Source organism: Desulfuromonadaceae bacterium (assembly GCA_019429445.1).
In the GTDB taxonomy this organism is placed as follows: Bacteria; Desulfobacterota; Desulfuromonadia; order Desulfuromonadales; family JAHYIW01; genus JAHYIW01.
This window is the reverse complement of the sequence record JAHYIW010000003.1, coordinates 11,106-26,042: the sequence shown is the minus strand read 5'-3', so window position 1 is coordinate 26,042 and position 14,937 is coordinate 11,106. Positions and strand designations below refer to the sequence as shown.

Below are 14,937 nucleotides of genomic sequence, written 5' to 3'. Positions count from 1 at the left end.
GCCGGCAAGCATCATTGCTCCCGACCGTTTGTTTCTAGCAGTTTCTCCTCGATTTAGCAACCGGGTTAATCAGTTTTTTAGTGCAGAGCGAACCTGGTTGAAGTAATCCATCCCGACCTTTTCTCCCCAGGTGGCGTAAACCGGTTTCGTCAGTTCGATCAACTGTTGCAGTTCGGCTGCGGGAAGGGTGAAAAATGCCACGCCGTCTTGTCTGGCTTTGGCAACCTGATCCTCGTACTGCTTGCGGGTGCGGGCGCGGGTGTCGGCACTTTCCACCTTGATCGCAGTCATCAGGATTTCTTGCAGATCTTGCGGCAGCTTGTCGAACCATCTTTTGCTCATCAGGTGGAGAAACAGCCCCTGCGCATAGTTCAGCTCGGTGAAGTTTTTGGCGATGGTGAATTTTTTGGTGATGTTACAAACGATCGCGGTATGATCAAGTCCGGTAATGACGCCGGTTTGCAGCGCCTGCGGTACGTCAGGCCATGGCATGACGGTAAATTTCAGCCCCCATGCTTTGTAAAAATCGATATTCACTGGAGCCTGGGCAATGCGGAAATTGATCGAACGGGCATCCGCAAGGGTTTTTACCGGAGCCGTGGTGCCCCAGCCGTACGGCCCGTAGCCGGTGACATCGACGGTCATGATGCCAGCGGAGAGCGCGCTGTCGGCAAACGGTTGCCAAAGTTCCGGGGTATTGCGGAATTTGTCAAGTTTATCAAAGGTATCGATGACATACGGCAGGTTGACGATGCCCAGCCGGTCAGCAACGTTGGCGGCAGCGACCGAAGAGCTCAGCATGCCATGGATGGCGCCGAGCTTCAGCTTGTTGATAACATCTTTCTCGCCACCAAGTTGCGCCAGGGGGCGAAAATCGACATACAGTCGCCCGTTCGATTCTTTCCAGACGCGGTCACGGATGCGATACCCGACGCCGACCCCATCGATCACCGGATGGGAAATATTCGACAAAATATAGGTATATTGCGCCCCGCTCGGGTCAAAATCCGCTTTCCAGCTGGCCAGCGGGTCTTTCTTCTCTTCAGCCGCTATGGCCGAACTGCAAACGGTGGTAAGTCCAACCAATACAACCAGCACGTACATCGAAATTTTGCGCATGTTAACATCTCCTTCATGGGGGTTGATGAATTAAGTACCATAAGTCCTCCCATGTTAGTACAAACGCTGTTTTATTTCAAATGTTTTTCTTGGTTGTGCTGCCGGGAAGGGTGCTCACGAGCCGAGAGCGGCACGCACCTGGGACAGATATTCGCTCCCGATCTTTTCCCCCCATTTGTCATAGACCGGCCGGGCGAGCTTGATCAGCTGCTCTTTGTCCCTCTGTGACAGGGTGAAAAAGTTGACCTGATGGGCTTTGGCGGCCTCAATTTCCGCCGCTTGCTGGCGGCGAGTAAGATCGCGGGACACAGCACTTTCCGCGCTAATGGTGTCGAGCAGGATGTGTTGTAAATCGGTCGGCAGTTTTTTCAACCAGCGGGTATTGATCAGGTGAATATAAAGTCCCTGCGCATATTCAAGTTCGGTGTAATTTTTGGCGACGTTGAATTTGCCGCTGATGTTGCAGACGATCGGGGTGTGGTCAAGACCGGTAATGACACCGGTTTGCAGCGCCTGGGGTACATCGGGCCACGGCATGACCGTGAATTTCAATCCCCACGCCTTGTAAAAATCGATATTGACCGGTGCCTGGGCGATGCGGAAATTGATCTCTTTGGCTTCCGCCAGGGAACGTACCGGGGCGGTGGTGGCCCAACCGTAGGAACCGTAGCCGGTGATATCGCTGACCAGGATGTTTTTTTTCAGCGCCGCATCACGAAATGGTTGCCAGAGTTCCGGTGTTTTGCGGAAGCGATCGAGTTTTTCGAAGGTGTCGACAATGTACGGTAAATTTACAACTCCGAGGGCGTCGGCAATGTTCGCGGCGGCAACCGACGAGCTCATCATCCCCTGAATGGCCCCGAGTTGCAACTTGTTGATCACATCCTTTTCTCCGCCGAGTTGTGACAAGGGGCGAAAATCAACATAGAGACGTCCGTTACTTTTTTCCCAGACCTTGTCACGAATGCGGTAGCCGACGCCGACCCCTTCTATCGCCGGGTGTCCGACACACGACAGGATGTAGGTAAACTCGGCGCCGCTGGGGTCAAATTTCGGTTTCCAGTTGGCCATCGGGTCGGCCGCGAAAGTGATCGAGGCCAGGACGGGGAGCAGGGTAAGCAGCAGCATGAGCGCACGGACGTATGGCATGAAAAACTCCTTTTTTCAGGTTCAGTTAGCACACAAAAGAGGACAAATCATAACCGGAAAATAGTTCAAATGCAAAAAATTTGCAAAAGTTAATTCCGCGTCAGATCCGTGCAGGGAAAAACGGTGCGGAGTATTAATCGGGTCGCGGGAGAGAAACGAAAACCGATTGAAGATGGGATGGCAATCGATTAGTATTCATCGTGAGCAGATGATCTTCCTATCTGAATACCGAAACTGATCGTAGCGACGACACAAAGGGGGAGAAGATGTTGAAGGAAAAATTACGCGACGCGACACTGCTGCGGCAGCAGTGCTACATTGATGGTGAATGGCTGGACGCTGACAGCGGTGAAACGATTGCGGTCACCAACCCGGCTACCGGCGACAGGTTGGGGACTATCCCCAAAATGGGGGCGGTGGAGACGCGCCGGGCGATCGCCGCAGCCAACCGTGCCTGGTCAGCGTGGCGCCGCAGGCCTGCTGCAGAGCGCAGTGCCATTCTGCGTCAATGGCGCGACCTGCTCCTTGAACATCAGGAAGATCTGGCCATTATCATGACCGCCGAGCAGGGCAAACCGTTGGCCGAAGCGCGCGGCGAGATTGCTTACGGTGCCTCTTTTATCGAATGGTTCGCCGAAGAAGGGAAGCGGATTTACGGTGACGTGATCCCTCCAACCCTCAGTAGCCAGCGGCTGGTGGTGATCAAGGAACCGATCGGCGTGTGCGCCGCGATCACCCCCTGGAATTTCCCCACCGCCATGTTGGCGCGCAAGGTAGCTCCGGCACTGGCGGTCGGCTGTCCGATGGTTGCCAAGCCGGCAACGGCGACCCCTTATTCAGCGCTGGCGATGGCCGAACTTGGCGCGCGTGCCGGAATTCCGGCAGGTGTTTTCAATGTCGTGACCGGCGCTTCGGGGGCGATTGGTGGCGAGATGACGGCCAATCCGCTGGTCCGCAAGCTGACCTTCACCGGTTCTACGGAGGTGGGCAAAGAGCTGATGATGCAGTGCGCCGGAACGATGAAGAAGGTCTCGATGGAACTGGGTGGCAACGCGCCCTTTATTGTCTTCGATGATGCTGATCTAGATGCCGCGGTCGAAGGGGCGATGATTTCCAAGTATCGCAATACCGGCCAGACCTGCGTCTGCACCAACCGGTTTCTGGTTCAGGACGGTGTTTATGATCAGTTTGCTGCAAAGTTGGCGGTCGCCGTTGCCACGCTGCGCGTCGGTGACGGTCTGCAAGGGGACACCCAGCAAGGCCCGCTGATCAACATGGCGGCGCTGGAAAAAGTTGAGGAACATATTGCCGATGCACTCACCAAGGGGGGGAAGGTCATTTACGGAGGCAAACGCCATGCCAGCGGTGGGACTTTTTTTGAACCGACGGTATTGACCGGAGCGACCGCGCAGATGCTGGTCGCCCGTGAGGAAACCTTTGGTCCGTTGGCCCCGCTCTTCCGCTTCACCAGCGAAGCAGAGGCGCTCCAGATGGCCAACGACACCGAATTTGGACTGGCCGCCTATTTTTACACACGCGACCTCGCCCGGGCCTGGCGGGTCGGAGAGGCGCTGGAATACGGAATGGTCGGGATCAATACCGGGCTGGTGTCAAATCCGGTGGCCCCTTTCGGGGGGGTCAAGGAATCGGGAAATGGCCGCGAAGGTTCAAAATATGGTGTCGACGATTACCTGGAAATCAAATACCTGTGCATGGCAGGGATCGATAGCTGACCACCGTCGCCGGATCTTCAATAACAACGCCCCCGCAGCGCAAGCTGCGGGGGCGTTGTTAACAGCACCAGCAACGCAGCGTATAAAAGATGTTTTGTCATGCTCTATGCTCCTTGCTGTCAATAACTGTTGTGAATTTCATTTTCATTATAGCGCACAGTGAAAAAAATGCCGGGGCGGGGAAATTCCCCGCCCCGGGAACGACTTGTGGATGCACCTCAGAGTTCTTTTGGCTGGCAAACGTTTGCTGCATCGTGAACCTTGACCCCGCAGTTCGTGCAGGCGAAACGCGGGTTTTCAAACATTTTGTCAATCTCGGGAGCGCGGATGCTGGCCGTTAACTGGCACGCATGCAGATCACAATGTTGCTCAGGATTGTTGCAACTGTATTCGGTCATCGTCCTTCTCCTTGGTGTAATTTAAATGGTGTTACGAGCGCGTTCGGTTCGATTATACCACGGGATAGATTATTTTTCTGCGCGAGAGAGGAACATTTATGCTGCAGGCACGTGTTCGGGGACGACTATTTTGAAACAATGCCCTTCTTGCCGGTTTCATTGATTGAACGCCAGCGCCGAATCAAGTACACTGCTGGCGAGGTGTTTGGTTTGATGGCGTCGCAAAAAGTCCGCCCGACTGCGTTACGCTGATTTTTTAGGACCTCGACCTACCTGATGTAGGTCTTCGCCCCTGAAAAACCACCAGGTCTTGGATGACGAAATTTTTGCTGAGCCATCCCATGCTTTTTTGCGAGAGCATCTGGTTTGAATTTGAATGTTTTAAGGGATGAAAAAATGATTATCGGTTTTGCCGGAAAAGCGGCGGCGGGAAAAACGACAGCAGCGAACTTCCTGGCCGAAAGCCTCACCCAGGAGGTGCTGATCGTCCCGATGGCGATGGTGCTGCGCGACGAAGTGGAACGATTTTTACGCTCAGTCGGGGGCGACGAATTTGTTCCCCTGGTTTATGGTTGTCAGCAAGACAAAGTGCGGGTTTTTACTGTTGACAGCCAGCGGGCGCGTGCGGTTTGTGAGCAGTGGGACCACTTCATTGCCGAGCACCAGGACATTCAAGCCGTTCAGGGTCGACCGGAACGTACCGCGTTGACGGTTCGCCGATTGCTGCAATGGTGGGGGACGGAGTATCGTCGGGCGCAGGATCCCGATTATTGGACCAAGGCCTGGAAAGCCAACGTTGCCAGCTACGATCTCGACCGGACGCATCTGTTGATCGACGATGTGCGTTTCGCCAATGAGCTGGCGACGATCAAGGCCCTGGGCGGACTCATCGTCAAGATTGAGCGGCCTGGTTGCGACGGTGCCAACAAGCACAGCAGTGAGACCGCCCTTGACGCTTTTGCGGGGTGGGATGCGACGATTGTCAATGATGGCACGTTGTCCCAATTGCACGACAAACTCGTGCAGTTCACCGCCACGACTTGACAGGTTGAGTAACGAGGACGGCGTTCTTTGGCACCAACCGGCCCATCCACAACCTTTATCTACTCACCCTTTGCCACCCTTCTGCACGTTGCATCTCAATGAAAATGAACTAGTATTAAGTTTTAATTGCGCCGCAAAAAATCGGGGTCACTGCGTCTTTGTCTTTTTAAAATCTTGTCACCCCCTGAACAGTTTATTTAGCGAGAGGAGCTAATTGTGAGCGATGGCGTTCTGATCGCCTATTTTGTCAGACAAAGCGATGCCCGACGAGCTTTGTGGGAGTTGGGGAAACGCGGCTTCTTTCGGGCCGCAGTGTTGCACAAAACCGCCGATAATCGATTGCTTACGAATGATCCTTATTTACGGCGACGGTTGCTGGGGATCTTCTTTGCCATCCTCGGATTTTCCGCTGTCGGTGCGGTACTGACCTACTTTTTCCCCACCCCTCCCGACTGGCTTCCCCAATTTATGCAAAATCATCTGGTGCCGATCGGTGGCGGAGCGGTAACCGGCTTGCTGGTTGGGCTGTTGATCCTGAGGCGGGAGCACTACGGTGTTACTCCACAGTTGCTGGTGAAATATTCGGGCAGTCTTTTTCACGATGAAACGGCGTTGGTTCTTCAGGCACCGGTTGCGATGATGGGGGATCCGGTCACGCTGCTGCGCGAAAAAAGCACCACGTCACCGACAATTTTTGTGCTCCACCCGCCCCGCGAACGACGTCGCGAACGGCGTGATGTGACACCCCCGGTCAGCGGCTCGTTGATTGAAAAACGCGGGCGGTCGAACGTCTATCAATCGCGGGGCGGGCCGCAACAGCAGCGCTACGCGTTACTGAAAAAACTCAAACGGGCCCGCAGCTGGGTGCAAAAAATCTGTTCGGCGCTGACTGAGGCAAGTCGTCTCGGGCAGGGGGCCACACCGGTTGCCGAGTGGATTATCGACAACGAATATCTGATCGTCAGAACCATCCGTGATGTGTTGCTTAACCTGCCCAAAAGTTTTTATCGTCAACTCCCCCGCCTGGCCTCCGACCCCGAACGTGTTGGCATGCCTTATATTTACAGTTTGGCCAAGAAGCTCGTGGCCGCGGTTGAATTGCGGCTGACGAAAGAGAACATTCTTGCGCATCTTGCCGAAAACCAACTTGAACGGACGTTGTCGATTGCGGAACTGTGGGCGTTTCCTCAGATGTTGCGCGTTGCCCTGATCGAGAGTATTCAGGGGCTTGCGGTGCGTGCCCAGACCGATCTGTGCGAAAGCCAGGAAGCGGCCTTCTGGGCCAATCGCCTGATCGTCTCCAATCGTTCCGATGTTAACCAGTTATTCACTGCCCTGGCCGATCTGGCCATGGCGCATCCTCAGCCGAGCCCCTACTTCGGGGCCCAACTGGTCGATCTGCTTTATGACGAGACGACGGTTCTGGTCTCGTTGCAAGGGTGGCTGGAACGTACCTACGGCAGCTCTTTGAACGATCTCATCCAGCAGGAACAGCACCGTCAGGCGAGTGACCAACTGGCCATCGGCAACGCTTTTACCAGCTTGCGTCAGCTGGTACAACTCGACTGGCGGACCGTGTTTGAAGCGTCAAGCCGGGTCGAGCAGATCCTCAAACGGGATCCCGCCGGCATTTATGCCGGGATGGATTTTGAGACTCGCGATCGCTATCGTCAGGCAGTTGAGGAGTTTGCCAACCGCTCGCGAAAAACCGAAGAGGCAATTGCCAAGGCGGCTGTCGATATCGCTCAGGGGGCACGCAAGGAGGGGCTCGACAACCCGTTGCTGGAGCACGTCGGAGCGTATCTGATCGGTGCGCAACGCCAGGCCTTTGTGCGCCAGACCGGTTGCCGCGAGTATCTTCGTTGTCGGTTGGTAAGTTGGGTCAGACGCTATCACACCCCGCTTTATTTTGGCACAACCGGGGGATTGGTGACCCTGCTGATCGGTTTTCTCTGCTATTTCATTCCGCCCGGCACGCCCGCTTGGTGGACGCTGGCCATCCTGCTCAGCGCGCTCTTTTTAACCAGTCAGCTGGCGATCGAAGTGGTCAACTACCTGGCGACGCGCGTGTTGCCTCCCGATGCCCTGGCGAAGTTGGACTTTTTCGAGACCGGCATCCCTGACCGGTTTCGTACGCTGGTGGTGGTGCCGACACTGCTGATTAATGAGCAGGTGATAAAGAGCGAAATTGAGAAACTGGAAATTCGTTTCATGGCGAATCGCCACGACAACCTGCTCTTCAGTCTTTTTACCGATTTTACCGATGCGGCGCAACAACACATCCCGGAAGATGATGCGCTGATCGCCCTCGCCCGTGCCGGCATCGAAGAACTGAACCAGCGGCATGGCCCCCGTTTTTTGCTCTTCCATCGGCAACGCAGCTGGTGCAGCACGGAAAAGAAGTATATCGGCTGGGAACGCAAGCGCGGAAAACTGGAACAGCTCAATCGTCTCCTGGTAGAACGGCGGGACGACCTGGCACGCGAGTTGATTTATGTCGGGGAGGCAGCGCAACTAACGCGGATTCGCTTTGTCATTACTCTCGACAGCGACACCCAGCTTCCGCATGGCTCGGCGCGGCGGATGATCGAGACCTTGGCGCACCCGCTCAATCAACCGCGCTTTGCCGCCGATGGTTCGATCACGTCCGGTTATACGCTCATTCAGCCGCGCGTCACACCGTCCCTGCCGAGCAGCAGCTATTCACTTTTCAGTCGCCTCTTTTGCGATGCAGTCGGGGTCGATCCTTACACCCGGGTCGTCTCCGATATCTATCAGGATCTCACGGGTGAGGGTTCTTACCATGGCAAGGGAATTTACGATGTCCGGGCTTTCGGACAGATACTTGATGACCTCTTCCCTGAAGGGTTGATCCTCAGCCACGATCTGCTGGAAGGCGCCCACGCGCGAGTCGGACTTGCCAGCGATATTGAGCTCTACGATGAATTCCCCCCCGACTATCTGGGTTATGTTTCACGCATGCATCGCTGGATTCGTGGCGATTGGCAGATTGCCGCGTGGATTCTGCCGTGTGTCCCGCGCCACGATGGGCGCTGGGGGAAAAACCCGCTCTCGCTGTTTAATCGCTGGAAGGTGTTTGACAATCTGCGGCGCAGTCTCTTGCCGGTGATGAATCTGGTGTTGCTGGTCGCGGTCTGGTTGCTTGACCGGCAACTGGCAACGATGACGATGGCTCTCCTCGGGGTCATGCTGTTTTTTTCACCCCTCACCCAGCTGCTCAATGTGCTTACCCGTCTCAGTGGTTGGCAGCATTTTTCATTTTCCGCCCTGCGCCATACGCTGGTAAGGATCTGTATTGAAATCGCCCTGATGCCGCATCAGGCTGTGGTGTCACTGGGTGCGATCCTGCGCGTCTGGTACCGCTTGCTGATTTCGCATCACGGACTGCTTGAATGGACCTCGTCGCAAGCAGTAAAGAGCAATACCCGTCGTCGCTGGCGGCTGATTATCTCTTTGGGAGGGGCGAGTCTCTTGGGGGGTGCGCTCGCCCGGCTGATTATGAGTTATCAACCGGAAAGCCTGTCCCCGGCAGCGCCGTGGCTGTTGCTCTGGGCGGTCGCGCCGTTTTGCGGCTGGCTGGTTACCCTCCCCCCCCGCCCGGCACGACGCCAGACTGCGTTGCCGGATAAAGACCGGTTGTTTCTGCGCCGGATCACCCGGCGTACCTGGCGCTATTTTGATGATTTTGTCAATGTCGGCACGTTCTGGCTACCGCCGGACAACTACCAGGTATCACACCAGGATCAGCTGGCAATGCGCACCAGCCCGACCAATATCGGGCTGTGGTTGCTCAGTGCGCAAGGGGCGCACGATTGCGGTTACCTGACCCCCGTGCAGGTGATCGACCGGCTGAGCGCAACCATCGACACCCTGAGTCGGCTGGAACGCTATCAGGGGCATCTGCTCAACTGGTACGATATCAACACGCTGAAGCCGCTCGAACCGCGTTATGTCTCCGCAGTTGACAGCGGCAACTTCCTGGCTGCGCTGTGGACCCTCGACCAGGGATTGGAAGAACTGTTTCGCAAACCGCTGCTGACCGGGAGGGTGTTGTCCGGCCTGCGTGACACCGCCGGAATCCTGCGTGAAGTCGCGGGGCAAAGTAAGCTCGGTGCAACCGCGCTGGTACAGCTTGATGATCTGGTCAGAAAGTTGCGCGCCAGACCCGCCGCAGGGGGTGTCAGCATCCCTTTGTTGCGCCGCTGCACGGAGGAACTTGATAAGCTGCTGCGTGGCATCAACACGCAAACCAGTGACGACGGAGAGGCCTTCTACTGGGGGAACGCCCTTGCCGGACAACTGGAGGCCTGGCAAACACTGATCGACAGTTGTCTGGGCTGGTACGAACCGCTGAAGACCTTCGCCGCCGATCTTCCCAACCAGAAGGTGGCGCAACCAGGCGCCTGGAGCAGCGATGCGCTCAGCGCTTGTACCCAAACAATTCCGTCTTTGGCGGAGATTGCCGATGACCGTGTCGCCGCGATCACGCTGTTGCGCAGTTGGGGTGACAGTGCCACGACGGAGCACCCGGTTTTAGTCGCGCGCGGCAGGCAAATCCTGTCGAGCTTCGATCTGGCACGCACGGCGGCGACGGCGATCATGGATAAAGGCGAAGCGTTGCGCCGTGCTGTGCAAGAGATTTCCGCAGCAATAAACATGGCGTTCCTTTTCGACTGCGAACGCAAGCTCTTTTCCATCGGTTACAATGTCTCCGCCGGGGTCCTTGACAACTCCTTTTACGACTTGCTGGCCAGTGAGGCGCGCCTCGGCAGCTATGTTGCGGTTGCTCGCGGTGATGTCCCGATGGAGCACTGGTTTGCCATGGGGCGTTCCCATGCGGTGGTCGGTGGACGCAAAACCCTGCTCAGCTGGAGTGGCACCATGTTTGAATATCTGATGCCGCAACTGCTGCAGAAATCGTACGACAACTCGCTGATCGACCGGGCCGTGCGGCGTGCGGTCGAAATCCAGATTCGTTATGGTCGTCATCAGGGCGTTCCGTGGGGGATTTCCGAATCGGCGTACGGTGATCTGGATTTTAATAAAACCTACCAGTACATGGCGTTCGGAGTGCCGCATCTCGGCCTGAAACGCATCTTGAAAAACCAGTTGGTGGTCGCGCCCTATGCGTCGTTACTGGCGGTAGGACTGCGCCCGCATGAGACGGTAATCAATCTGCGTCGGCTGAAAACGATGGGGTTACTCAGCACCCACGGCTATTTTGAGTCCGTCGACTTCAGTCGCGACTCAGAGCGTGGCGGGGTGCGCGGAGTGATTATCAGGGCCTACATGGCGCATCATCAGGGGATGGGTTTTCTGGCGCTGATTAATTTTCTGCACCACAATCCGTTCCCCGAGCGGTTCCACGCCGATCCCCGCGTGCGTGCATTTGAGCCGCTGTTGCAGGAAAAGATTCCGGTGGTGCCGCCACTGAAGTTGATCGCAACGCGCGAAAGCACGCCACTCTTTGTCTCGGCAGGGGAATCGACCCCTGCGGCGGCGAGCTTTTCTACCCCCCATACCTACATTCCGAAAACGCGCCTGCTCAGCAATGGCAAGTTCAACCTGATGTTGACCAACACCGGCGGCGGTTACAGCCAGTGGCAAGGACAGGAGCTGACACGCTGGCGCTCTGACCGCACCTGCGATTGCTGGGGCAGTTTTTGCTATATTCATGACCCAGCGAATGACCTGCTGTGGTCGGCAGCGTATCACCCGGTGGGGAGTGAAGGGGAGGAGTATCTGACCGATTTTGCTCTCGACGGGGTGGTTTATCGGCGACTTGATCACGGGATTCGCAGTGAAATGGAGGTGATCGTTTCACCGGAAGATGATGTTGAGATCCGGCGCATTACCCTCTTCAACCGCTCCGATGAACGGCGACAACTCAGTCTGACCAGCTATATGGAACTGGCCCTGGCGGCACACAGTGCCGATCGGCAACACCCGGCGTTCAGCAAGCTCTTCATTCATACCGAAGCCCTGCCTGATCGACACACCCTGCTTGCCCAGCGGCGCCAGCGTGGCCCGGATGACGCAACGCTTTATGTTGCGCATCGCGTGACTGTCGAAGGAGCTGACGGCGCATTCAACTATGAAACAGATCGCCACCGTTTTATCGGCCGGGGGAACACCCTGGCTGCCCCGCGAGGAGCGACCCGAAAGCTCGGCAACAGCGCCGGGTTTGTGCTCGATCCGATCTTCAGTCTGCGCCATGACATAACCCTGGAGCCGAGTCAGCGAACACAGGTTTCCTTCATCCTCGCGGTCGCCGAAAGTCGTGACGCAGTGCTGGCACTGACCGAGAAGTACGGGGAGGTTTATCAAGTCAACCGGGCCCTTGAATTCGCCTGGCGCTCAACCCAGATCGGTTTGCGCCTGCTCCACATTCAGGCCGACGAAGCACGCTGGTTCCAGCATCTGGCGAATCATATGATATTCCCCAATCAGCTTCTCAGCGCCCCCGGCGAGCAGATTCGTGAAAATCACAAGGGGCAGTCCGGACTCTGGCCCTACGGAATCTCCGGTGACCTGCCGATCCTCCTTGTAACCATTGGCGAGACGCGTGATTTAAACCTGATTCGGCAACTGCTTCAGGCACACAGCTACTGGCGAACGCAGGGCTTCGTTGCCGATCTGGTCATTCTTAATGAAGAGGTCGGCAGCTACGACCAGCCGTTACGTGAGCGGCTGATCAATCTCATTCAGGCCTATTCGCCGACCACCGGTCGAGACCGTTTTGGAGGGGTCTTTCTGCGCAGTGCCGATGAAATTCCGGCAGATGACCAGCGGCTGCTCAAAGCGGTCGCCAGCGTCATGCTGGTTGCGGCACGCGGCCCACTGGCGCAGCAGCTCGGTGTCCCGCGCAAGGCGGCCGATCCCCCGGCGTTGCTCGAAACCAGGCCGGGGACGATCGATCCACCCCGGGCCCTGCCTCTTCTTGAACTTGTCCACAGCAACGGCTTCGGCGGTTTTACCGCAGGCGGGCGCGAATATGTCATTGACCTCGGGCGCTCGGTGATCACCCCCGCCCCTTGGGTCAATGTCATCGCCAATCGCAATTTTGGCACCATGGTCAGTGAAAGTGGCGGCGGTTTTACCTGGTTCGGGAACAGCCAGCGCAACCGTTTGACCCCGTGGGCCAACGATCCGGTCAGTGACCCGCCGGGGGAAGTCCTCTATCTGCGCGACGACGTCAGCGGTGAATTCTGGACTCCCACCATCGCGCCGATCCGCGAGGACGGGCCGTATCGCGTTCGTCACGGGGCCGGTTATACGCTCTTCGAGCATCACAGCCACGGACTCGCCCAGGAGCTGCTGGTTTTTGTGCCGACCACCGGCAGCAATGCCGATGCCGGTGATCCGCTTAAATTGCAGCAACTCTATGTGCGCAACGACAGTCCGCGACGGCGCAAAATTTCTCTGACCTATTACGTGGAACTGACCCTCGGGGAGCACGCCGAAGCGTCGCGATTGCAGACGATTACCTACCACGACCGGCGCACCAGCGCGCTCTTCGCATTCAACCGCTATCATCCCGACTATTCCGAGCGCGTGACGTTTGTTGCTCTTGATCCACAGCCCGATTCGTGGTGTGGCGACCGGGTCGAATTTATTGGCCGCAACCGCACCCTTGCCGCACCGGAAGCGTTGGAGCGTGAAACGCTGAACAACCGGACAGGCGAACGGCTTGACCCCTGCGCGGCACTTCAGGTTGCGATTGAACTCGAACCGGGAGAGGAACGAACCTTGAGCACAATGCTCGGTCAGGCAGGATCGCAGGACGAGGCGCGTTGGCTCATCAAAACGTACAGCAAGGAAAATGCCTTCGTCGATGCTCTCGCCGCGACCGGTGCCTGGTGGGAAAACCTGCTCGGCGGCATCACCGTCAGCACCCCGGAACCCGCCGCCGACCTGCTGATCAACCGCTGGCTCCTTTACCAGAGCCTCAGCTGCCGTATCTGGGGGCGCTCGGCCCTCTACCAGTCGGGTGGCGCGTTCGGTTTTCGTGATCAGCTCCAGGACGTCACCGCATTCCTTGCCGTGCGCCCGGAGCTGGCGCGTGAGCAGATCAAGCTGGCAGCCAGTCGACAGTTCCCAGAAGGCGATGTACAGCACTGGTGGCATCCACCGGGGGGCGCGGGGATCCGCTCACGTATCTCCGATGATCTGCTGTGGTTGCCGTTGGTCACGGCGCACTATGTGCGCGTCACCGGCGACGTCGAACTGCTCCGCGAAGAAGTGCCATTTCTCAATGCCCCGTTGCTGGAGGACGGTCAGCATGAAGCCTTTACTGTGCCGGAGATGATGATTGAACCGGCATCCATTTTTGAGCACTGCCGCCGGGCGCTGGAAAAGGGGTTCACCAGTGGCCCGAACGGATTGCCATTGATCGGCACCGGGGACTGGAATGACGGGATGAATCTGGTTGGCGCCGAAGGCCGGGGCGAGAGCGTCTGGCTCGGCTGGTTCCTGGTCGACGTTCTACAGGGGATGACGGAGCTGGCGGTGCAGCTTGACCGGTCGGAACTGGTTGCCGATTACCGTCAGCGCCGTGTCGACCTGATTGCCCGGATCGAGGCCGTGGGTTGGGACGGGGAGTGGTATCTGCGCGGCACGTTTGATGATGGCTCACCGCTCGGGTCCGCGCGGTGCAGCGAAGCGCAGATCGATTCGTTGCCGCAGAGCTGGGCGTGGCTGACCGGTGCCGCCGACCCGGCGCGCGCCACTCAGGCCCTTGACGCCGCGTGGGATCATCTGGTGCGGGTCGACGAATCGCTGGTCCAGCTCTTCGACCCGCCTTTCGAACATGCCGACCCCTCCCCCGGTTATATCAAAGGGTACCCGCCGGGGGTACGCGAGAACGGCGGGCAATATACCCATGCCGCACTCTGGTTTGCCATGGCATTGGCGCGCAAGGGTGACGGCGAACGAGCGGTGCAGATGCTCAACATGCTCAGTCCGGTCGAACTGGCGGCCGATCCCGAAAAGGTTGCGCGCTATTGTGTCGAACCGTACGTGGTTGCCGCCGATGTCTATCGCCTCCCCGGTCGCGTCGGTCGTGGCGGCTGGTCGTGGTACACCGGCTCGGCCGCCTGGATGTATCGCGCCTGGGTCGAGGAAATTCTCGGACTGAAGGTGCGCGGCACCTATTTCGTGATTGAACCGGTGATTCCGTCAAGCTGGCCGGGCTTTACTCTCAGCTACCGTTGCGGGGAGGCGCTCTACACCGTCACGGTCGAAAATCCCGACCGGGTCGGCAGCGGTGTTACCCAGGTGACGCTCAATGGTGAAATCCTCGCGGATCAGCGGATTCCGCTCAGCCGTGATGAGGGGGAATATGCGGTGATGGTGCGGATGGGGTGAGGATGGGGTGAGGATGCAGCGGGGAGGGGCACCGATTTTTTCCTTGTACCACTTTGTTGATCTATGCTAAAAATCACGGTCTTGAACGCGGCGCGTGTGCCGCACAG

Annotated in this window: 6 protein-coding genes; 3 read left to right on the top strand and 3 right to left on the bottom strand. The window is 57.5% G+C overall.

Annotated elements, in window-relative coordinates:
- Positions 1-69: 69 nt before the first annotated feature.
- Both K0A93_01555 and K0A93_01550 read right to left on the bottom strand, forming a co-directional pair.
- The gene (locus tag K0A93_01555; protein MBW6510788.1) at positions 70-1,119 is read right to left on the bottom strand and encodes a TRAP transporter substrate-binding protein; all 1,050 of its coding nucleotides are present in this window, start codon (positions 1,117-1,119) and stop codon (positions 70-72) included.
- Positions 1,120-1,233: 114 nt separating this feature from the next.
- Complete coding sequence (locus tag K0A93_01550) at positions 1,234-2,268, bottom strand: TRAP transporter substrate-binding protein (GenBank protein MBW6510787.1); 1,035 nt, start codon at positions 2,266-2,268, stop codon at positions 1,234-1,236.
- Positions 2,269-2,534: 266 nt separating this feature from the next.
- On the opposite strand from K0A93_01550, the gene gabD reads away from it, so the two are divergent.
- Positions 2,535-4,001 (top strand): NADP-dependent succinate-semialdehyde dehydrogenase, encoded by a 1,467-nt coding sequence (gene gabD, locus K0A93_01545; protein MBW6510786.1) that lies wholly within the window; start codon positions 2,535-2,537, stop codon positions 3,999-4,001.
- A 218-nt stretch (positions 4,002-4,219) separates the two neighbouring features.
- Here gabD and K0A93_01540 read toward each other — a convergent pair whose 3' ends face one another.
- Positions 4,220-4,399 (bottom strand): hypothetical protein, encoded by a 180-nt coding sequence (locus tag K0A93_01540; protein ID MBW6510785.1) that lies wholly within the window; start codon positions 4,397-4,399, stop codon positions 4,220-4,222.
- Between the two features lie 396 nt (positions 4,400-4,795).
- Here K0A93_01540 and K0A93_01535 point away from each other — a divergent pair, with 396 nt between their 5' ends.
- Positions 4,796-5,443 (top strand): hypothetical protein, encoded by a 648-nt coding sequence (locus tag K0A93_01535; GenBank protein MBW6510784.1) that lies wholly within the window; start codon positions 4,796-4,798, stop codon positions 5,441-5,443.
- Between the two features lie 216 nt (positions 5,444-5,659).
- Positions 5,660-14,830 carry a glycosyl transferase gene (locus K0A93_01530; protein ID MBW6510783.1) on the top strand — a complete coding sequence of 3,057 codons (9,171 nt, stop codon included), beginning with the start codon at positions 5,660-5,662 and terminating at the stop codon, positions 14,828-14,830.
- Positions 14,831-14,937 lie beyond the last annotated feature (107 nt).